The following is a 20,112-nucleotide window of genomic DNA, read 5'->3' as shown; positions in this document are numbered from 1 at the left end:
ACTGCGCCTTTTTCCTGTATTCATTACTCCCTCCTGAGAATGGGTCAGAAGGTGTAAACCTTATTCAGGACGAGACAGCGTCAATAAAAAGGGAGACCCTCGGGTCTCCCTTTTTCATGCCTGCGTCCCCGCCCTGACAGGCCTGGTCCTGAAACGGGTTTACAGCTGTTTCAGGACTAGGCCAACAACTATGTTGGTGTTCCTTCGCAGTAGAGACCAGAGGAAAGCAACATTACCTGGTGAAAAAACTCATCAGACTTCGTCGGACTGCCATTTACCTCAAAGATGTACCAGATCTTGATATATCCAGAGGGAAGGCCAGACTCCATCGGCGGCTGAATGTGTTTGATATAGGGCACATATGGCACATGCACCTGGATCTGCCCACCCACCTCTACACCAGTGACCGTGTAATCTTTATAAAACTTGGTACCCGGAATCTCTTCACGTCCTGTAGCGTCAACAGTACCAACTGAATGCACCATGACATGGGTGCCTTTTGGCATGAGCTTAGGTTCGATAGGGACAGCCACTAGCAACCACCGATCTGCTCCATCAAGCGTCAAGCTTTTACAGTTCACTATCTGCTTCGTAATACCGCCGTCAACGATATGAAAAACCGGTGCCGTCGGGGCAGGAAATTGAGTCAGGCTTTCTTTAGCTGTCATCTCACGCTCTCCATTGCAGTTGAATTGATGCCCCAAACACACGCTGCTGGCGGTCCTTCTTCAAGAACAGGAGGCGGCCTGGTGGACCTGCTGGAAATTAAGCGCCCTATTCCAGACACCGGCTACTGTCAGATCTGACAGGTTTTTCGACCATCTGTCGGTTTAAAATCTGAAACGATTTTTCCCACAACTGCCTTCACATACAAAACGCCCGATGCGGTGCACCGGGCGTTGGGCTGAAACAGGGGCAACCCTGTTTCAGTACTAGTCACTGGAAACTGATTACTTCACGGTCACGGTGATTTTTTTCGAGACAATCGGCGGATCGAACGGCACGTGGTTCTTGTCGCCCAGCTCCAGTTGCAAGGTGTGCTTGCCCGGCGTCAGGGTCACTTCGGTTTCGGTCTGGGCCTTGCCGAAATGCAGGTGGTTGGCGTCCGCCGGGATCGGCATGTTCTCGGCTGGCAACTGGTTGACGTCAATCAGCAGGTGGTGGTGCCCGGTGTGCGGGGTCTGATCGCCGGCCGGCGCCAGGGCAATTTTTTCAACAGCGAATCGGACCTTGAAGGTTTTATCTACAGTCGCACCGTCCGCCGGAGAGACGATATACACCTTCGCACCCGCAGGGGCCTTGGTGCGGGGGACGTCCGCGGCGCTCGCCAGCATCGAAGCGCTGAGCATCAGACCGGCGAGAACTGCACGTGACATAAAGGTTTTCATTCTTTTCTCCAGTTTTGAACTTAATCTCTACGGTTGTGACAACTTCGTCGCAATTCGTTGTCGAAGCACCTCAACACCATAGCAAAGCGCACGAAACAGCGCGCCGCACATAACGAATTCAAGGAGTGACCATGCGCTTTCTGCCTGGCCTGATACTGTTGCTGCCCCTTGTGAGCCCTTTTGCTCATGCCGAACTGATCGACGATGTAAACGACCGTGGCGAGTTGCGCATTGCGCTTGAAGCCAACACGCCACCGTTCAACTTCAAGGAAGACGGCAAGCTCAGCGGCTTCGAAGTCGAACTGGGCCAACTGCTGGCCAACGAACTGGATGTGCGTGCCGACTTCGTGGTCACTGATTCGGCCGATCTGTTGCCGGGGGTCGAGAGCGGCAAGTACGACGTCGCCATCAACCACATAGCACTGACTCCAGAACTCAAGGATCGTTTCGACTTCAGCGAACCTTATAGTTATTCAAGCGCACAATTGATCGTGCGCCAGGAAGAACAACGCCCGCTCGGCACTTTGCTGGCACTCAAGGGCCAGTCCCTGGGTGTGGCGCAAGGCAGCCAGTTCGTCGAACAGGCGCGCGGCGTTGAAGGTATTGACCTGCGCAGCTATCCCGACGCGCAGCAGCCGCTAAAGGATGTGGCAGACAAACAGATCGACGCAGCCATCAGCGATCGCTTGCTGATCCCCTACGCCATCCGCGACAGTCGACTACCGGTAAAAGAAGGGGCCAAGGTCGGTCCGACCTTGAGCCTGGCGATACCGTTTCAGAAAGGTAACCCGGCATTCCAGGCCAGCCTCGACCGGGCCCTGCAACGGATCAAGGCGGACGGCCGATTGATGACGCTGTCGGAGAAATGGTTCGGCATGGACGCGAGTCAGCCGCCGAAACCTTGAGGCCTACACAGTTCATTGTGGCGAGGGGGCTTGCCCCCGCTGGGGTGCGAAGCGCCCCTAAAACCTGCAACTGAGTACTACCCGATAAACCGCACCGGCTGATTTGCGACTGCTTCGCCCGAGTGCGGACCGGCCGACAGGGGCAAGCCCCCTCGCCACGGTTTTGTGTCGGCGTTAATCCAGTGCAGCCAACGCGAGCGCAGCCTCGGCCAACTCCAACTCGCTGAACACTTGCACCCCATTGCGGGTCAGCAAGGCTGCGGTGACGCCCTCGCCGCTGACTTTGACCCCGCTGAAGGTCCCGTCATAGGTCAGCAGGTTGCCGCAGGACGGGCTGTTGGCCTTGAGCACGGCGATGCGGATTGCGTGTTTTCGGACCAGTTCCAGAGCCTGATGGGCACCCGAGAGAAACTCGGCGCTGACGTCCTTACCCTCGGCCGTCATCACCCGCGCAGTACCATCGAGCACCTGAACGCCTTGCCCGCCCGGAATCTCGGCCGCGGCCCGTGGTGTTGGCAAACCGCCGGCAACTTCCGGGCACAAAGGGATCACCCGACCTTCGGCGATCCACTGTTCCAGCTGATTGAACGGCCCGCTGGCCCCGCCGTCGTAACGCACGCGGTGGCCCAGCAGACAACGACTCACCAGAATTTTCTGCATGATCAGAATGGCTCGTTGCCGCGCCGGCGAAACCAGCCTGTCAACGACAGGCGCTCGCGGGTCGCGGGCAGGACTTCATGGGGCACTTCGCCCGACAGGAACACCACCAGGCAACCGCCAGTGGGTACCACATCGTGCTCTCTGCCCTCCTCCAGGTACATCCGCAACTGGCCGCCATGCTCCGGCAGCCAGGCGTCATTGAGGTAGATGACCGCCGACACCATGCGCCGGTCGTCGTCACGAAAGCGGTCGACGTGCTTGCGGTAGAACGCGCCCGGCGGATAAAGCGCGAAATGGCTCTCGAAATCCTCAAGACCGAGAAACAACCCACGGTTCATCGCCTCGCGCAGGCTGTCCATCAACCCCAGATAGCTGTCGCAGGCCTCGTCTTGCCCGGGCTCAAGCCACTGAATATGGTCGCCACGAATCCCTTCGCGAATCTCCGAGAAAGGCCCGCGCCCCACTGCCGCTGGCGCCAGCTCACCTTCGGCTGCACGTTTACGGCACTCAGCCGCCAGTTCCAGGGTCAGAGCCTGGGGCAGGAAAATATTCTGCTGCGACCAGCCATGTGTAGCCAGGTCGTCGACGATACGTAACAGCAGCGGGTGATCAGAGGGTATTTGCATGGCGCGCATAGTATTCCTGCGCCAGAAAATCCGACAGAGCCGTGTAGCGGAGGATCGTCGGATAAGCTGACGAACCTGATACGAATTCTCGACAACCCGTGCCCGGCCCCGGAGAATAGTCGCCTGCCGACAGGAGTTCTTATGCGCCGTTTGCTTTTTTCACTGTTGATGCTCTGCACTTTGCCCGCTTGGGCAGACGGCCACGACCAGTTGTACAAGGTCGCCGGTTGGCCAGACCAACGCGCGCATTTTAACGATGCCCTCACTGCCGCCCAGCAACGCTACCAAAGCAGCCTGCCGCCTGCGGTGTTTCAGGCGCTGGTCAGTAACAGCAACCAGCGCTTTGCCCCGCAAGCCATGGACCATCGAGCCGAAGCGCAACTGCGCAAAAACCTCGCCGACCCTGCACCTGCACTGGCGTTTTTCCAGTCACCACTGGGGCGCAAGATCATCGCCGCCGAACTGCTGGCGACCCGCCGCGACCAGTTGGCGAAGAACGCCAAAGGCCTGCCGAAAATCGAAGCCAGTGACACCCGTCAGTTGATCATTGGCCATTTGGCCCAGGCACTGCCAGCGCGCGAAGCCGGAGCCGAAGTCAGCCTGGCGATTGCCGGCGTAGCGGCCGATAGCCTGAGCCAGATGATCCCCGGCCTGCTCGGCGGCGGTCAGGCCCAAGGCATGCTGGACGGCCAGCGTCAGCGCTTGATGGATCAGATCGGCTCCGACCTGAACAACACGTTGCTGTATGTCTATCGCGGCTTATCGGATGACGAACTCGAGGAGTTCGCCACCTTTGCCGAGTCCTCTGAAGGCAAGGCCTATTACCGGGCGGCGCTGGCAGCGATTCGGGCGGGGTTGGCGGTGGGGCAAAGCACCTCGAGCCTTAACCAATAATTTTAGGCGCCTTTGAAACTCAATCGCGGGCAAGCCTTGCTCCTACGGTTTCGTGCTGGATCACCATTTTCTGAACGACCCGATTTCGTAGGAGCAAGGCTTGCCAGCGATGGCGTCATAACAGTCGCTAGCGATTCCGCCCTTTGATCCGCTTGGTCAAAAACCCGAAATACTCCTCGCGCAACGCCGGGATTTCATTTGCCAGATGATGGCGGGCCTCGGGCAGTTTCAACACCTGCGGCCGATCGAACTTGCCCTCCAGCACTTCAAGGTTGTGCTCCCAATCCACCGTCATGTCCGCTTGCCCCTGGACGATCAGTGGCCGACGACTGCTGCGCGGAGCCGCTTCAATGCGCTTGATCCACCGCGCCAGCGCCCCGACCCACACGCTCGGCAAGCGCAGCGGTTGCAGCGGATCGGCTTGCAGGAATGGCAAGAACGCCGGGTCGTTGGTGTTTTCGCTGAAGCGCCGGGCGATGCCTTTGACGAAAGGCTTCATCAGGTAATAGCTGAAGTGCGACCAGCCCCAGGAGCGCGGCCGAACCAGCGGCGCAAGCAGTATCACCTGCCCTTGCGCGGGACTGTCCGCGCCAGCGTTCAACACGTGATCGATGACAATCGCACCGCCCGTACTCTGCCCACAGAGGTGCCACGGTTGCGGCAGATCCAGCGACCGCGCCTCAGCGAACAACCCTTGCAGCGCCGCCTGATACTCGGCGAAATCCTCGATGCTCGCGCGCTCGCCGCTGGACAACCCATGCCCCGGCAAATCACAGGCGATCACCACGAACCCCTGATCCAGTGCCCATTCGATCACATGCCGGTAAAGGCCCATGTGATCGTAGAAGCCATGGAACAGGAACATCGTCGCCACCGCCCGCTGCGGCCACCAGACCTGGCTGACCAACTGATAATCACCGACCTTGAAGCTGCCGAGCCCGCGTTTGACCGGGACGCTGCGCTGCGGGAAATCCAGCCCGTAAAAACGCTGATAAGCCCGCGCTTCCTCCGACAACGGCTGCGCCTCGGCCAAAGGCCGCAGGCTGGCACGCAGATGATCGGGGTCGAAGGTGGCAGGCATCACAGGTTTCCAGGCAAAGCGCGGCGCGCAAAACAGACTTTATGGGCCTGCGATATTCATCTGTCGCGGCAAGCATGGCAAGCTACGCGACCTTCGAGGATGGTTCCGTATGCGCCCGCACTACCGCACGACACTGCTTGCCAGTCTGCTCGCCCTTGTGTGTGCCGGCGTGCTGTGGGCCGCCTACGACTGGTTTCAGGGACGCTACCTGCGGGCGTTCAGCTCACACACGGCGCTGTTTTCCGGCGATCCGCTGAACCTTCCTGCCAACCTGGCAGGCCCCGGCCCGATTCGGGTCGTGCACTTCTGGGACCCGGCTTGTCCGTGCAACGTCGGTAATCAACAACACCTGGCCGAACTGCTTGAGCACTTTGTGCCGCAAGGCGTTGAGTTCTATGCCGTCCAAAAGCCCGGCAGCCAGGGTCAGTTACCCAGTACCTTGAGCCGTCTGAAAACCCTCGACACCCTCCCAGGCTCCGAACAAATCCCCGCAAGCCCGGCGGTCGCGATCTGGGACCGCAGCGGCAAACTGGCGTATTTCGGGCCCTACAGCGAAGGCCTGACCTGCAACTCCAGCAACAGCTTTATCGAACCGATCCTCCAGGCACTGAGCGAAGACCGCCCGGTGAGCGCCACGCATACCCTCGCGGTGGGCTGCTACTGTCCATGGGCGAAGACGGATAAAACTCACTGAGGCATTCCGGACTTTTCGAGGAAGGTAATGCCCGACGCACGAGGTCTGTGCTAAATGTTGACGCCCCAGGCTGGCGACAACCCCGAAGAACAAGGAGTCACCATGAAACGCGTCCTGACCCTATTGGCCCTGCTACTTGTCGTTCTCGCGGCAGGCGGTGGCTGGTATGTGTACAGCAAGCAACCGACGCGTCAGGGACAGGTGGAATTGCAACGCCTGCAAGGCTCGGTGACGGTGCGCTACGACGAACGCGGCGTGCCGCATATTCGCGCCGAGAACGAAACCGACCTTTATCGCGCCCTCGGTTACGTACACGCCCAGGACCGGCTGTTCCAGATGGAAATGCTGCGACGCCTGTCTCGTGGCGAGCTGGCCGAAGTTCTCGGACCAAAACTGATCGACACCGACAAACTGTTCCGTAGCCTGCGCATCCGCGAGCGCGCCGAAAGCTACGTGGCCGCACTCGACCGCCAGTCTGCGGCGTGGAAGGCCCTGCAAGCCTATCTGGACGGGATCAACCAGTATCAGGACACCCACGCTGCACCCATGGAGTTTGACGTACTGGGCATCCGTAAACGCGCGTTCACCGCCGAGGACACCGTCAGTGTCGCCGGCTACATGGCCTACAGCTTTGCTGCGGCGTTTCGCACCGAACCGTTGCTGACCTACGTACGCGATCAGCTGGGCAGCGATTACCTGAATATCTTCGACCTCGATTGGCAGCCCAAAGGTGTGCTGGCCAAACGTCAGTCCAGCAAAGCCCCGGTGCTCTCCGCCGCTGACTGGAAAGACCTCAACGCCATTGCGCGCCTGAGTGAGCAAGCGTTGGCCGACAACGGCCTGCCGCAGTTCGAGGGCAGTAACGCCTGGGTGGTTTCCGGCACGCGCACCCAAAGCGGCAAACCGCTGCTGGCCGGTGATCCGCACATTCGTTTTTCGACGCCGTCGGTGTGGTACGAAGCGCAACTCTCGGCGCCGGGTTTCGAGCTCTACGGGCAGCATCAGGCCCTGGTGCCTTTTGCCTTCCTGGGCCACAACCTGGACTTCGGCTGGAGCCTGACCATGTTCCAGAACGACGACCTCGACCTGATCGCCGAGAAGGTCAATCCGGACAATGCCAACCAGGTCTGGTATCACGGCAAGTGGGTCGACATGGTCAACACCGAGCAGCAAATTGCCGTGAAAGGCCAGGCAGCGGTCACGTTGATCCTGCGTCAATCACCCCACGGCCCGATCATCAACGACGTGCTCGGTGCCAGCGCCGGCAAGACGCCGATCGCCATGTGGTGGGCGTTCCTCGAAACCCAGAACCCGATCCTCGAAGGCTTCTACCAGCTCAATCGTGCCGACACCCTGACCAAGGCTCGCGCCGCGGCGGCCAAGGTTCATGCGCCGGGGCTGAATATCGTCTGGGCCAATGCCAAGGGTGATATTGGCTGGTGGGCGGCAGCACAACTGCCCAAGCGTCTGGCCGGGGTCAAACCGTGGTTCATACTCGACGGCAGCACCAATCAGGCGGACAAGGAAGGTTTCTACCCGTTCAGCGCCAACCCGCAGGAAGAAAACCCGGCACGCGGCTACATCGTCTCGGCCAACTTCCAGCCGGTTTCGCCGACAGGCATGGAGATCCCCGGCTACTACAACCTGCCGGATCGTGGTCAGCAGCTCAACCGCCAGCTCAGCGACAAGAGCGTGAAGTGGAACATCGACGCCAGCCAGAAACTGCAACTGGGCACCACCACCGACTACGGCCCTCGCCTGTTGGCCCCGCTGTTGCCGGTACTGCGCGAGGTGGTCAGCGACCCGCAAGAGCTGCAACTGGTGGAGCAACTGGCCAAGTGGAAAGGCGATTACCCGGTGAACTCCACCAGCGCCACACTGTTCAACCAGTTCCTGTTCAACCTCGCCGATGGCGCACTGCACGACGAACTTGGCGACAGCTTTTTCGAGACCCTGCTCTCGACCCGCGTGATCGATGCCGCGTTGCCCCGGCTGGCCGCCTCCGCGGATTCGCCGTGGTGGGACAACCGCAACACGCTCGGCAAGGAAACCCGCGCCGACATTGTCAAAGCTGCGTGGCAGGCCAGTATCGCCCACCTGAAAACCACCCTCGGCCCTGACCCGGCGCAATGGCTATGGGGCGATGCCCACACCCTGACCCACGGCCATCCGCTGGGCATGCAAAAGCCGCTGGATCGAATCTTCAACGTCGGCCCGTTCGAGGCCCCGGGCAGCCACGAAGTGCCGAACAACCTCTCGGCAAAAATCGGCCCGGCGCCATGGCCGGTAACCTACGGCCCCTCGACCCGCCGGATCATCGACTTCGCCGACCCGGCGCACGGCCTGACCATCAACCCGGTCGGCCAAAGCGGTGTACTGTTCGATTCACACTACGATGACCAGGCCGAAGCCTATATCGAAGGCGTCTACCAGGAGGCGCATTTCAACGAGGAAGAAGTCACGGCCAATACCCGCAGCACCTTGAAGCTGTTGCCAGCGCGGGTGGCGCAATAACAGTAAAAGATCGCAGGCTGCGATCTTTTAAGGCCCTGAATGAGCAAGCGCAAAGCGCCCGAGTGGTCAAAACTGTACGTGTCGCACACCGTACATCCCAACCTGCTCAGGAGTGAATGCAATGTTCAATAACTGGTCCGAACTGCTGCCCACCATCCAGAAAGCCTTCGGCGCACTGGGCAAGAGCAACCCGAAAATGGTCAAGGCCTTTGTGGCGCTGGATGAAGCTGCCGCTGAAAACGAGGTGCTCGACGCCAAGACCCGCGAGTTGATTTCAATCGCCGTCGCCATCACCACTCGTTGCGACGGCTGCATCGGCGTACACACCGACGCGGCGATCAAGGCCGGTGCCACCCGCGAAGAAATCGCCGCTACCCTGGCCACCGCAATCTCGTTGAACGCCGGCGCAGCGTACGTCTTCTCGCTGCGAGCACTTGAAGCACATGACATGCTGAAAGGCTGACATCAACCCCTGTGGCGAGGGAGCTTGCTCCCGCTGGAGTGCGCAGCACTCCCAAAACCGATGAGTGCGGTACACCTGATACAGCACGGTTGCAGGTTTTGGGGCCGCTCGCGGCCCAGCGGGAGCAAGCTCCCTCGCCACAGAAGCCTTCCATTCGCCAACCCTGCACATAAAAAAACCTCGCTCTCTTTGCAGGGAGCGAGGTTTTTTTGTGCTGCCGGGGTTAAGCCGCTTCCGGCGCCTGTGCGCGGCGTACGTCCGGTTGTTTCCAGGAGTCCGCAGCGCCCTCTTCAATGGCTTGCTGGATCGCACGTTTGCGACTTTCTTCAGCACGGCGGCTGAAGAACCAGACCAGGAAGGTCACGATCGATACCGCCAGCAAAATCAGGCTGGCCACGGCGTTGATCTCAGGCTTCACGCCCAGACGCACGGCCGAGAACACTTCCATCGGCAAGGTCGTGGAACCCGGCCCGGAGACGAAGCTCGCCAGTACCAGATCGTCCAGCGACAGGGCGAACGACATCATGCCGCCCGCTGCCAGCGATGGCGCGATCATCGGAATGGTGATCAGGAAGAACACCTTCCACGGCCGCGCACCGAGGTCCATGGCGGCCTCTTCGATGGACAGGTCCAGCTCACGCAAGCGCGCCGATACCACCACTGCTACATAAGCGGCGCAGAACGTGGTGTGGGCGATCCAGATGGTGACGATGCCGCGTTCCTGCGGCCAGCCGATCATCTGCGCCATGGCCACGAACAGCAGCAACAGCGACAGACCGGTGATCACTTCCGGCATCACCAATGGTGCAGTGACCAGGCCGCCGAACAGCGTGCGGCCCTTGAAGCGGGTGACGCGGGTCAGCACGAAAGCCGCCAGCGTCCCCAGCGCTACGGCGGCAATCGCGGTGTAGCAGGCGATTTCCAGCGAGCGCACCACCGAGCCCATCAGTTGGGTGTTGTCCAGCAGGCCGACGTACCACTTCACTGACCAGCCGCCCCAGACCGTCACCAGTTTCGAGGCGTTGAACGAGTAAATCACCAGGATCAGCATCGGCATGTAGATGAACAACAGGCCGAGCACCAGCATCAGGCTGGAGAAACGGAAGCGCTTCATTCTTTACCCTCCATTTCCTTCGCCTGACTGCGGTTGAACAGGATGATCGGCACAATCAGGATCGCCAGCATCACCACCGCCAGGGCAGACGCCACAGGCCAGTCACGGTTGTTGAAGAACTCTTGCCAGAGCACTTTACCGATCATCAGGGTTTCCGGACCGCCGAGCAGTTCCGGGATCACGAACTCACCGACCACCGGGATGAACACCAGCATACAGCCCGCGATGATGCCGTTTTTCGACAACGGAACAGTGATCTTCCAGAAGCTGTTGAAGGTACTCGAACCCAGGTCCGAAGCGGCTTCCAGCAAACTGTTGTCGTGCTTCACCAGGTTGGCGTACAGCGGCAGAATCATGAACGGCAGGTACGAATAGACCACGCCGATATAGACCGCCAGGTTGGTGTTGAGAATCTGCAGCGGCTCATTGATCCAGCCCATCGACATCAGGAAGCCGTTGAGCAGGCCGTTGTTGCTGAGGATGCCCATCCACGCATACACGCGGATCAGGATGGCGGTCCAGGTCGGCATCATGATCAGCAACACCAGCACCGTCTGTATCTCTTTGCGCGCACTGGCAATGGCGTAGGCCATCGGATAGCCGATCAGCAGGCAAAGAATGGTGCTGAAAAACGCCATTTTCAACGAGCCGAGGTAGGCCGCGATATACAACTCGTCGCCGCCCAGCATCGTGTAGTTGCCCAGGTTCAGCAGCAACTGGACCTTCTGATCGACGTAGCTGTAGATCTCGGTGTACGGCGGAATGGCCACGTCGGCTTCGGCGAAGCTGATCTTCAGGACGATGAAGAACGGCAGCATGAAGAACATGAACAGCCAGAGGAACGGAACCCCGATGACCAGATGACGACCCGCGGGAATTATTCGACTGAGTCGGCGCGTGAGCTTTTGCGTGTTCATGAGCGCAATACCACGCCGCTGTCATCTTCCCACCAGACGTAAACCTGATCGCCCCAGGTAGGGCGCTGGCCACGACGCTCGGCGTTGGCCACGAACGACTGCACGATCTTGCCGCTCGGCAGTTCGACATAGAACACCGAGTGGCCACCGAGGTAGGCGATGTCGTGGACCTTGCCGCTCGACCAGTTGTGCTCGCAGGTCGGCATTTCTGCCGTCACCAGCAGTTTTTCCGGACGAATCGCGTAGGTCACCGACTTGTCTTGCACCGAGGTGCTGATGCCGTGACCAACGTAGATGTTGCGGTCCAGGTCCTTGCAGGTAATCAGCGCATGGCCCTCGGCATCGTCCACCACTTCGCCTTCGAAAATGTTGACGTTGCCAATGAACTCACAGACCAGGCGGCTGGTCGGGGTTTCGTAGATGTCGATCGGGCTGCCGATCTGGGCGATCCAGCCCAGGTGCATGATCGCGATGCGCTCGGCCATGGTCATGGCCTCTTCCTGGTCGTGGGTCACCATGACGCAGGTCACGCCGACGCGCTCGATGATCTCCACCAGTTCGAGCTGCATCTGTGAACGCAGTTTCTTGTCCAGCGCGCCCATCGGCTCGTCGAGCAGCAGCAGTTTCGGACGCTTGGCCAGTGAGCGAGCCAGCGCAACACGCTGACGCTGACCACCGGAGAGCTGGTGCGGCTTGCGCTTGGCGTACTGGCTCATCTGCACCAGCTTGAGCATTTCGGTCACACGGGCGTCGACTTCAGCCGACGGGATCTTGTCCTGCTTCAGGCCGAAAGCGATGTTCTGCGCCACGGTCATATGCGGGAACAAGGCGTAGGACTGGAACATCATGTTGATCGGCCGCTCGTACGGCGGCATCTCGGTGATGTCTACGCCGTCGAGGAAAATGCGCCCCTCCGTAGGCCGTTCGAAACCTGCCAGCATGCGCAGCAAGGTCGATTTGCCCGATCCCGAACCGCCGAGCAAGGCGAATATCTCGCCTTTCCTGATTTCCAGGGACACATCGTCCACGGCAATCGTCTCGTCGAACTTCTTCGTGACCCGGTCGATTTTGACCAGCACCTGTTTCGGTGTCTGGTCGCCCTCGAGGGCTTTCTTATAGGCGCCGGAGGCAACTGCCATTTACGAAACTCCCAACAAAATTTGCAGTTCACCCAACACAGGCAAACCTTGGATAGTTTGAGCCTTTGTCACTATTTACCCGACTTGACCTTGGTCCAGCTGCGGGTCATCAACCGTTGAATCTTTGGCGGCAGCTCAACCTGCACGTAGGTCTTGTCGAGGACCGCTTGCGGTGGATACACCGATTGATTGCTACGAATCGATTGCTCCATCAGTTTGTCCGCCCCGGGATTGGGGTTGGCGTAGCCGACGGCATCACTCACCTGAGCGATCACTTCAGGCTTGAGTACATAGTTGATGAAGGCATGGGCCTGTTTGACGTTGGCGGAGTCCTTGGGAATCGCCAGCATGTCGAACCACAGCGCACCGCCTTCCTTTGGAATCGCGTAGGCAACGTTCACGCCTTTTCCGGCTTCGGCAGCACGGGCCTTGGCCTGGAAAATATCCCCGGAGAAACCGACCGCGACACAAATGTTGCCGTTGGCCAGGTCCGAGATGTATTTGGACGAGTGGAAGTAGGTCACATAAGGCCGCACTGCCAGTAACTTGGCTTCAGCCTTTTGGTAGTCGTCCGGGTTGGTGCTGTTGGCGTTCAGGCCCATGTAGTTCAGGACCGTCGGCAGCATTTCGTCAGCCGAGTCGAGGAAGGCCACGCCACAACTGTTGAGTTTCTTGATGTTCTCGGGTTCGAACAGCATGGCCCAGGAATCGATCTTGTCGACGCCGAGCACCGCCTTGACCTTGTCGACGTTGTAACCGATGCCGTTGGTGCCCCACAGGTACGGCACGGCGTACTGGTTGCCAGGGTCGTTCATTTCCAGGCGCTTGAGCAGCGCCGGATCAAGGTTGGCGTAGTTCGGCAACTGCGACTTGTCGAGCTTCTGGAACGCCCCGGCCTTGATCTGCTTGCCCAGGAAGTGGCTGGACGGCACGACCACGTCATACCCGGTATGCCCGGCCAGCAACTTGCCTTCCAGGGTTTCGTTGGAGTCGAACACGTCGTACACCGGCTTGACGCCAGTGGCTTTTTCGAAATCGACGAGGGTGGTCTGCCCGATGTAATCCGACCAGTTATAAATATGCACGGTGGACGCAGCTTGAACGCTGACGGCGAGCGTCAGGCCGACGCCGACCAGCATGGCGTTGCGAAACAAAGAAACAGGCAAGTGAAGGTCCTCTAAAATAGTTGGGCCCAAGTTGCCCAGCGTTACGTGACAGCCATGGCTGCGTGGCAACAAAACCGGCGCGCAACTTACCCTCGATAAACCTTTCCAGCAAAACTTTCTGTCATTTAATTATTCCTGCTGCCGCCGCCAGAGCGACGACGGCAACAGGTGATTGCTTCAAACCGGCTTATTTACCGGATTTGATCTTGGTCCAGCTGCGGGTCAGCTCACGCTGGGTAGCGGCTGGCAAATCGGCGATTGCATACAGCTTCGACTGCACATCGGCAGTCGGGTAGATGCCCGGATCCGAGGTGATGTCCTTGTTCACGTACTGAGTGGCTTCGGCGTTGCCGTTAGGGAAACGCACGGCGTTGGTGATTTCAGCCATCACTTTCGGCTGCAACAGGTAGTTCATGAACTTGTAGGCACCCTCGACGTTTTCCGCATCTTTAGGGATAGCGACCATGTCGTAGAAGCTGCCGGCACCTTCTTTTGGAATGGCGTAGCTGACTTTCACCTTGTCACCGGCTTCGGCGGCACGGGTTTTGGCCTGCTGCACGTCACCCGAATAACCGACGGCTACGCAGATGTTGCCGTTGGCCAGGTCCGAGATGTACTTGGACGAGTGGAAGTAGGTGATCGAAGGACGAATCTTCAGGAACAGCTCTTCAGCCTTCTTCAGATCTTCCTTTTTCTGGCTGTCGGTTGGCAGGCCCAGGTAATGCAGGGCAACTGGCAGCATTTCGGTCGGCGAATCGAGGAAACTCACGCCGCAGCTCTTGAGCTTGGCAATGTTCTCCGGCTTGAGCACGACATCCCAGGAATCGATTTTGTCGATGCCCAGCGCCGCTTTGACCTTCTCGGCGTTGTAACCGATACCGATCGAGCCCCACATGTAAGGGAAGGCATGTTTGTTGTCCGGGTCGCTGACAGAAACCGCCTTGAGCAGCGACTTGTTCAGGTTGCCGTAGTTGGTCAGCTTGGACTTGTCCAGCTCCTGGTAAACGCCGGCCTTGATCTGCTTGGCCAGGAAGTTGTTGGACGGTACAACCACGTCATAACCGGACTTGCCGGCCAGCAACTTGGCCTCGAGGGTTTCGTTACTGTCGAACACATCGTAGACGACCTTGATCCCGGACTCTTTCTCAAAGTTCGCGATGGTGTCCGGTGCAATGTAGTCGGACCAGTTGTAAACGTGCAGGACTTTATCGTCGGCCTGGGCTGCCCCAGCCATCACGCCCATCAGGGACAAGGCGAGCAGTGTCTTGCCAGTTTTCTTCAAACCTAATGCCTTCATGCGTAATGCTCCAATTATTCTTTTTAACCACATTTTTTTGTGAACCAAGATCCAGCGGCCGATTCCTTGGCAACTCAAACAGCGGATAGTCTGGCAAGTTACAAGGCAGGCTTTCAAGGAAAGACCCGTCCTTTGTGCGCCCTGAGCGAAGTGCCAGCCACGGACCTCGCTCAGAGCCTAGCACTTAGCTTTGCAGCGCACTCAGGGTCAGGTCCAGGCACTTGCGCGCCTTGGTCACCAGTTCGTCGATCTCGGCCTTGGTGATGACCAGTGGCGGAGCGATGATCATGGTGTCGCCCACGGCGCGCATGATCAGCCCGTTGTCGAAGCAGAACTGCCGGCAGATCATGCCAACACCCTTGCCGACATACCGCGCACGGGTCGCCTTGTCCTGAACCAGTTCGATAGCCCCCAACAGACCTACCCCACGAACTTCACCCACCAGAGGGTGATCGTTCAGTTCCCGTAGACGCTTTTGCAAATAAGGTGCCGTTTCTGCACGAACGTGCTCGATAATTTTCTCTTCGCGCAGAATACGAATGTTTTCCAGTGCCACCGCAGCGGCGACCGGGTGCCCGGAATAGGTGAAACCGTGGTTGAAGTCGCCCCCTTCGTTCAGCACCTCGACCACTTCATCACGCACGATCAGGCCACCCATCGGGATGTAACCGGACGTCAGGCCTTTGGCGATGGTCATCATGTCAGGCTTGAGGCCGTAGAAATCGCTGCCGAACCACTCGCCGGTACGACCGAAACCACAAATCACCTCATCCGCAACGAACAGGATGTCGTACTTGGCGAGGATTTCCTTGATGCGCGGCCAGTAGCTGTCTGGCGGAATGATCACGCCGCCGGCGCCCTGGATCGGCTCGGCTATGAACGCACCGACCGTGTCGACGCCGAGCTCGAGAATCTTTTCTTCCAACTGGTTGGCGGCCCAGATACCGAACTCTTCAGGGGTCATGTCGCCCCCTTCACCGAACCAGTACGGCTGCGGGATGTGAACGATGCCCGGGATCGGCAAGTCGCCCTGTTCGTGCATATAAGTCATGCCGCCCAGGCTGGCGCCGGCCACGGTCGAGCCGTGGTAGCCGTTTATGCGGCTGATGATGACCTTCTTGTTCGGCTGGCCCTTGATCGCCCAATAGTGGCGGACCATACGCAGCATGGTGTCGTTGCCTTCGGAGCCGGAACCGGTGAAGAACACGTGGTTCATGCCTTCTGGCGCGATGTCCGAGATGGCCTTGGCCAGCTCCAGTACCGGCGGGTGGGCGGTCTGGAAAAACAGGTTGTAATAAGGCAGCTCGCGCATCTGTTTGCTGGCCGCATCGGCCAGCTCATCGCGACCGTAACCGATGGCCACGCACCACAGGCCGGCCATGCCGTCGAGGATCTTGTTACCTTCGCTGTCCCAGAGGTAAACGCCCTTGGCGTTGGTGATGATCCGCGGACCTTTCTCTTTCAGCTGCTTGAAGTCGCTAAAAGGCGCCAGGTGATGTTCGCGGCTCAAGGTTTGCCACTCACGGGTTTGCGGGTTCTTGCTGGTCATAAAGCTCTCCTTATAGGGTGAGAGTGCGGCTTTTCAGGGCCGCACCCGGCGCATCAGACGGCGAACAACAGGAACTCCCGCTCCCACGAACTGATCACGCGCTTGAAGTTTTCATGCTCGGCCCGCTTGACCGCGACGTAGCCAGTGATGAATTTTTTGCCCAGATACTTCTCGATGGTCGCGCTATGTTCCATGCGTTCCAGTGCGTCTTCGATGGTCAGCGGCAGACGCAGATTGCGTCGCTCGTAACCCCGTCCAACCACGGGTGCGCTCGGGTTGATGCCTTCCACCATGCCGATGTAACCGCAAAGCAGGCTCGCGGCGATCGCCAGGTAAGGGTTGGCATCGGCGCCCGGCAGGCGGTTTTCCACCCGACGGTTTTGCGGGCCTGCGTCCGGGACTCGCAGGCCGACGGTGCGGTTCTCTTCGCCCCACTCCACGTTCACCGGCGCCGAGGTATCCGGCAGGAAGCGGCGGAACGAGTTGACGTTGGGTGCGAACAGCGGCAACAGCTCGGGGATGAACTTCTGCAAGCCACCGATGTGGTGCAGGAACAGCTCGCTCATCGTCCCGTCTTCATTCGAGAAGACGTTCTTGCCGGTTTCGATGTCGATGATGCTCTGGTGCAGGTGCATCGCACTGCCCGGCTCGCCGGTCATCGGCTTGGCCATGAAGGTCGCGGCCACGTCGTGCTTGAGCGCCGCTTCGCGCATGGTGCGCTTGAACACCAGGATCTGGTCGGCCAGGGACAGCGCGTCGCCGTGACGGAAGTTGATCTCCATCTGCGCCGTGCCGTCCTCGTGGATCAGCGTGTCCAGATCCAGCTCTTGCAGTTCGCACCAGTCGTAGACGTCTTCGAACAGCGGGTCGAATTCGTTGGCCGCCTCAATAGAGAACGACTGACGACCGGTTTCCGGGCGACCGGAGCGGCCAATCGGCGGCTGCAACGGGAAGTCCGGGTCTTCGCAACGCTTGGTCAGGTAGAACTCCATCTCCGGCGCCACGATCGGCTGCCAGCCCTTGTCGGAATAGAGCTTCAGGACTTTCTTGAGCACGTTGCGCGGCGACAGCTCGATCGGGTTGCCCTGCTTGTCGTAGGTGTCATGAATCACCTGCGCGGTCGGCTCGATGGCCCACGGCACGAGGAATACCGCGTTCGAGTCCGGGCGGCAGATCATGTCGATGTCGGCCGGGTCGAGCAGTTCGTAATAAATGTCGTCTTCGACGTAGTCGCCCGTCACTGTCTGCAACAGCACACTCTCGGGCAGGCGCATGCCTTTTTCGGCAATGAACTTGTTGGTCGGCGAGATCTTGCCACGGGTGATCCCGGTCAGATCGCCAATCATGCATTCGACTTCTGTGATCTTGTGGTCTTTCAACCAATCGGTGAGCTGGTCGAGGTTGTTACTCATAAATGCCTCTGGGCTGAGTGTCCTGACGTCTTTAAACGTCAGGCGTTGTTTGACGCATCCGCGTCGCGTTGTACTGCACGCTTGCCGGCGCGTATCAACGAAAGGGTGGTGGCGTCGCGTGCAGGATCATGAGCAGTTCCCGGCGCGCTGGTAGGACCGCTATAGTGAAAAGGTTCTACAGTAGAAGAAGAGCCGGTAAACAGGATGCCATCCAGACCGTCAATAATATCGGTCGGATCGAGCAGTTCCGCCAGTGACGCAAGTATCGACGGCAGGCCCTTGGCAACGGTGGCCGCTGCGCGGACGTACTTATCGCGGGTGATGTGATAAGCATGCAAACCGATCTGTCTTGAGCAGTCGGTGACGCCGATTAACGGCAGGCGAGACATGAAGCACCCCGGTATTATTGCTGTTATGGGTTTGATTTGAGCTTAGCGTTGTTCATTTTTTTACACAACACCCCCGTAAAAAATACAACACGCCCCGCTCAAGGCTGCGGCCGCCAAAGACCCCGAAGGCATAAAAGTGCCCCAAAGCGCCTCAAAAATGCCCTTCGAGCGCTTTTTTAGGGCAAAAAAGGCCTCGCTTGACTTCGGCATGCCGTTCGGGTTGACTGGAATCCGAAAAGATCAATGATTGATATTTTTAACAACAAAGGTGTTGCATCATGTCGGTACCCCCGCGTGCCGTTCAGCTCAACGAAGCGAACGCGTTCCTTAAGGAACATCCTGAGGTTCTGTACGTTGACCTTCTGATTGCGGATATGAATGGTGTGGTGCGCGGCAAGCGCATCGAACGCACCAGCCTCCACAAGGTTTACGAGAAAGGCATCAACCTGCCGGCCTCTCTATTTGCTCTGGATATCAATGGCTCGACGGTGGAAAGCACCGGCCTGGGCCTGGACATCGGTGATGCTGACCGAATCTGCTATCCAATCCCCAATACCCTGTGCAATGAACCCTGGCAGAAGCGCCCGACCGCGCAACTGTTGATGACCATGCACGAACTCGAAGGCGAGCCGTTCTTCGCCGACCCACGTGAAGTGCTGGCCAATGTGGTGCGCAAGTTCGACGACATGGGCCTGACCATCTGCGCCGCGTTCGAGCTTGAGTTCTACCTGATCGACCAGGAGAACGTGAATGGCCGGCCGCAACCTCCACGCTCGCCGGTGTCCGGCAAACGTCCACACTCGACCCAGGTTTACCTGATCGACGACCTCGACGAATACGTCGACTGCCTCCAGGACATCCTGGAAGGTGCGAAAGAGCAAGGTATCCCTGCCGACGCGATCGTCAAGGAAAGTGCTCCGGCGCAGTTCGAAGTGAACCTGCACCACGTTGCCGACCCGATCAAGGCCTGCGACTACGCGGTACTGCTCAAGCGTCTGATCAAAAACATCGCCTACGACCATGAGATGGACACCACCTTCATGGCCAAGCCTTACCCAGGCCAGGCGGGTAACGGTCTGCACGTCCACATCTCGATCCTTGATAAAGACGGCAAGAATATTTTTGCCAGTGAGGATCCCGAGCAGAACGCCGCACTGCGTCACGCGATCGGCGGTGTGCTCGAGACCCTACCGGCGCAGATGGCTTTCCTCTGCCCGAACGTCAACTCGTACCGTCGTTTCGGCGCACAGTTCTACGTGCCGAACTCCCCGTGCTGGGGCCTGGACAACCGGACGGTGGCGATTCGCGTACCGACCGGCTCTGCCGATGCCGTACGTATCGAACACCGCGTTGCTGGCGCCGATGCCAACCCGTACTTGCTGATGGCTTCGGTCCTGGCAGGCGTGCATCACGGCCTGACCAACAAGATCGAGCCGGGCGCGCCCGTCGAAGGCAACAGCTACGAGCAGAACGAGCAAAGCCTGCCGAACAACCTGCGTGATGCACTGCGCGAGCTGGACGACAGCGAAGTCATGGCCAAGTACATCGATCCGAAATACATCGACATTTTTGTCGCCTGTAAAGAGAGCGAGCTGGAGGAGTTCGAACACTCCATCTCCGACCTCGAGTACAACTGGTACCTGCACACCGTGTAAGCGGCTGTAGCAAAAAAACAACGCCGTTGGCCTCATCGCCAGCGGCGTTTTTTTATGGGTATCAACACCGAACCTTGTGGCGAGGGGCTTGCCCCCGCTGGAGTGCGCAGCACTCCCAAACCCAGCGAACGCGGTGTGTCCGATGCCATGGGATCGCATGTTTTGGGGCCGCTTCGCAACCCAACGGGGGCAAGCCCCCTCGCCACAGGGTATGGATCATCTCTGCGCTCTGCGTACAATGCCCGCTGC

General features: G+C 59.0%; 18 protein-coding genes and 1 pseudogene. 6 read left to right on the top strand and 13 right to left on the bottom strand.

What is annotated here, in order from left to right:
* Positions 1–188: 188 nt before the first annotated feature.
* Entirely contained in the window at positions 189–668 is a 480-nt protein-coding gene (locus AC3WK5_RS22345; RefSeq protein ID WP_103317745.1) for a hypothetical protein, read from the bottom strand.
* Between the two features lie 282 nt (positions 669–950).
* Complete coding sequence (locus tag AC3WK5_RS22340; RefSeq protein ID WP_103317747.1) at positions 951–1,388, bottom strand: DUF4399 domain-containing protein; 438 nt, start codon at positions 1,386–1,388, stop codon at positions 951–953.
* A gap of 131 nt (positions 1,389–1,519) precedes the next feature.
* Between AC3WK5_RS22340 and AC3WK5_RS22335 the strand changes: the two genes are divergently transcribed.
* A complete protein-coding gene (locus tag AC3WK5_RS22335) occupies positions 1,520–2,293 on the top strand; it encodes a transporter substrate-binding domain-containing protein (RefSeq protein WP_054594524.1) in 774 nt (257 codons plus the stop codon).
* Between the two features lie 174 nt (positions 2,294–2,467).
* Here the strand turns inward: AC3WK5_RS22335 and AC3WK5_RS22330 are convergent, their stop codons facing one another.
* Together AC3WK5_RS22330 and AC3WK5_RS22325 are read right to left on the bottom strand one after the other, a co-directional pair.
* Complete coding sequence (locus AC3WK5_RS22330) at positions 2,468–2,953, bottom strand: 2-thiouracil desulfurase family protein (protein WP_103317749.1); 486 nt, start codon at positions 2,951–2,953, stop codon at positions 2,468–2,470.
* A gap of 2 nt (positions 2,954–2,955) precedes the next feature.
* Positions 2,956–3,588 carry a 2OG-Fe(II) oxygenase gene (locus AC3WK5_RS22325; RefSeq protein WP_054594526.1) on the bottom strand — a complete coding sequence of 211 codons (633 nt, stop codon included), beginning with the start codon at positions 3,586–3,588 and terminating at the stop codon, positions 2,956–2,958.
* Between the two features lie 132 nt (positions 3,589–3,720).
* On the opposite strand from AC3WK5_RS22325, the gene AC3WK5_RS22320 reads away from it, so the two are divergent.
* A complete protein-coding gene (locus tag AC3WK5_RS22320; protein ID WP_054594527.1) occupies positions 3,721–4,473 on the top strand; it encodes a DUF2059 domain-containing protein in 753 nt (250 codons plus the stop codon).
* Between the two features lie 127 nt (positions 4,474–4,600).
* Here AC3WK5_RS22320 and bipL read toward each other — a convergent pair whose 3' ends face one another.
* Positions 4,601–5,554 carry a phospholipase BipL gene (gene bipL, locus AC3WK5_RS22315; RefSeq protein WP_103317751.1) on the bottom strand — a complete coding sequence of 318 codons (954 nt, stop codon included), beginning with the start codon at positions 5,552–5,554 and terminating at the stop codon, positions 4,601–4,603.
* A 109-nt stretch (positions 5,555–5,663) separates the two neighbouring features.
* Between bipL and AC3WK5_RS22310 the strand changes: the two genes are divergently transcribed.
* From AC3WK5_RS22310 to AC3WK5_RS22300, 3 genes are all read left to right on the top strand, one after another.
* Positions 5,664–6,248 carry a DUF6436 domain-containing protein gene (locus AC3WK5_RS22310; protein ID WP_103317753.1) on the top strand — a complete coding sequence of 195 codons (585 nt, stop codon included), beginning with the start codon at positions 5,664–5,666 and terminating at the stop codon, positions 6,246–6,248.
* A gap of 102 nt (positions 6,249–6,350) precedes the next feature.
* Positions 6,351–8,762 carry a penicillin acylase family protein gene (locus AC3WK5_RS22305; protein WP_103317755.1) on the top strand — a complete coding sequence of 804 codons (2,412 nt, stop codon included), beginning with the start codon at positions 6,351–6,353 and terminating at the stop codon, positions 8,760–8,762.
* 121 nt (positions 8,763–8,883) lie between these two features.
* Positions 8,884–9,225 carry a carboxymuconolactone decarboxylase family protein gene (locus AC3WK5_RS22300; RefSeq protein ID WP_054594531.1) on the top strand — a complete coding sequence of 114 codons (342 nt, stop codon included), beginning with the start codon at positions 8,884–8,886 and terminating at the stop codon, positions 9,223–9,225.
* A 223-nt stretch (positions 9,226–9,448) separates the two neighbouring features.
* On the opposite strand, the gene AC3WK5_RS22295 is transcribed toward AC3WK5_RS22300, so the two are convergent.
* The 8 genes and pseudogenes from AC3WK5_RS22295 to AC3WK5_RS22260 all read right to left on the bottom strand — a co-directional run.
* Entirely contained in the window at positions 9,449–10,339 is an 891-nt protein-coding gene (locus AC3WK5_RS22295; RefSeq protein ID WP_103317758.1) for an ABC transporter permease subunit, read from the bottom strand.
* On the bottom strand, positions 10,336–11,217 hold the full coding sequence (locus AC3WK5_RS22290) for an ABC transporter permease subunit (RefSeq protein WP_177474959.1): 882 nt from the start codon (positions 11,215–11,217) through the stop codon (positions 10,336–10,338). Before AC3WK5_RS22290 ends, AC3WK5_RS22295 begins: the two co-directional genes overlap by 4 nt.
* 35 nt (positions 11,218–11,252) lie before the next feature.
* A complete protein-coding gene (locus tag AC3WK5_RS22285; protein WP_054594534.1) occupies positions 11,253–12,395 on the bottom strand; it encodes an ABC transporter ATP-binding protein in 1,143 nt (380 codons plus the stop codon).
* A gap of 71 nt (positions 12,396–12,466) precedes the next feature.
* Complete coding sequence (locus AC3WK5_RS22280) at positions 12,467–13,561, bottom strand: polyamine ABC transporter substrate-binding protein (RefSeq protein ID WP_103317762.1); 1,095 nt, start codon at positions 13,559–13,561, stop codon at positions 12,467–12,469.
* Positions 13,562–13,748: 187 nt separating this feature from the next.
* Positions 13,749–14,843, bottom strand: coding sequence for a polyamine ABC transporter substrate-binding protein (locus tag AC3WK5_RS22275; RefSeq protein ID WP_054598196.1), 1,095 nt, complete (start codon positions 14,841–14,843; stop codon positions 13,749–13,751).
* 199 nt (positions 14,844–15,042) lie between these two features.
* Positions 15,043–16,407 (bottom strand): aspartate aminotransferase family protein, encoded by a 1,365-nt coding sequence (locus AC3WK5_RS22270; protein ID WP_103317764.1) that lies wholly within the window; start codon positions 16,405–16,407, stop codon positions 15,043–15,045.
* A gap of 53 nt (positions 16,408–16,460) precedes the next feature.
* Positions 16,461–17,819: a glutamine synthetase family protein gene (locus AC3WK5_RS22265; protein WP_054594537.1), complete on the bottom strand. Its 1,359-nt coding sequence runs from the start codon at positions 17,817–17,819 to the stop codon at positions 16,461–16,463.
* A 74-nt stretch (positions 17,820–17,893) separates the two neighbouring features.
* Positions 17,894–18,208, bottom strand: a pseudogene (locus AC3WK5_RS22260) (gamma-glutamyl-gamma-aminobutyrate hydrolase family protein); the annotation flags it as partial.
* Between the two features lie 278 nt (positions 18,209–18,486).
* Between AC3WK5_RS22260 and AC3WK5_RS22255 the strand changes: the two are divergent.
* Positions 18,487–19,863 carry a glutamine synthetase family protein gene (locus AC3WK5_RS22255; RefSeq protein ID WP_054594538.1) on the top strand — a complete coding sequence of 459 codons (1,377 nt, stop codon included), beginning with the start codon at positions 18,487–18,489 and terminating at the stop codon, positions 19,861–19,863.
* Positions 19,864–20,112: the final 249 nt, after the last annotated feature.

This window comes from Pseudomonas sp. FW306-02-D09B (assembly GCF_058782685.1).
Note: the sequence above shows the minus strand (reverse complement) of the source record. Positions and strands in the feature narration are given on the sequence as shown.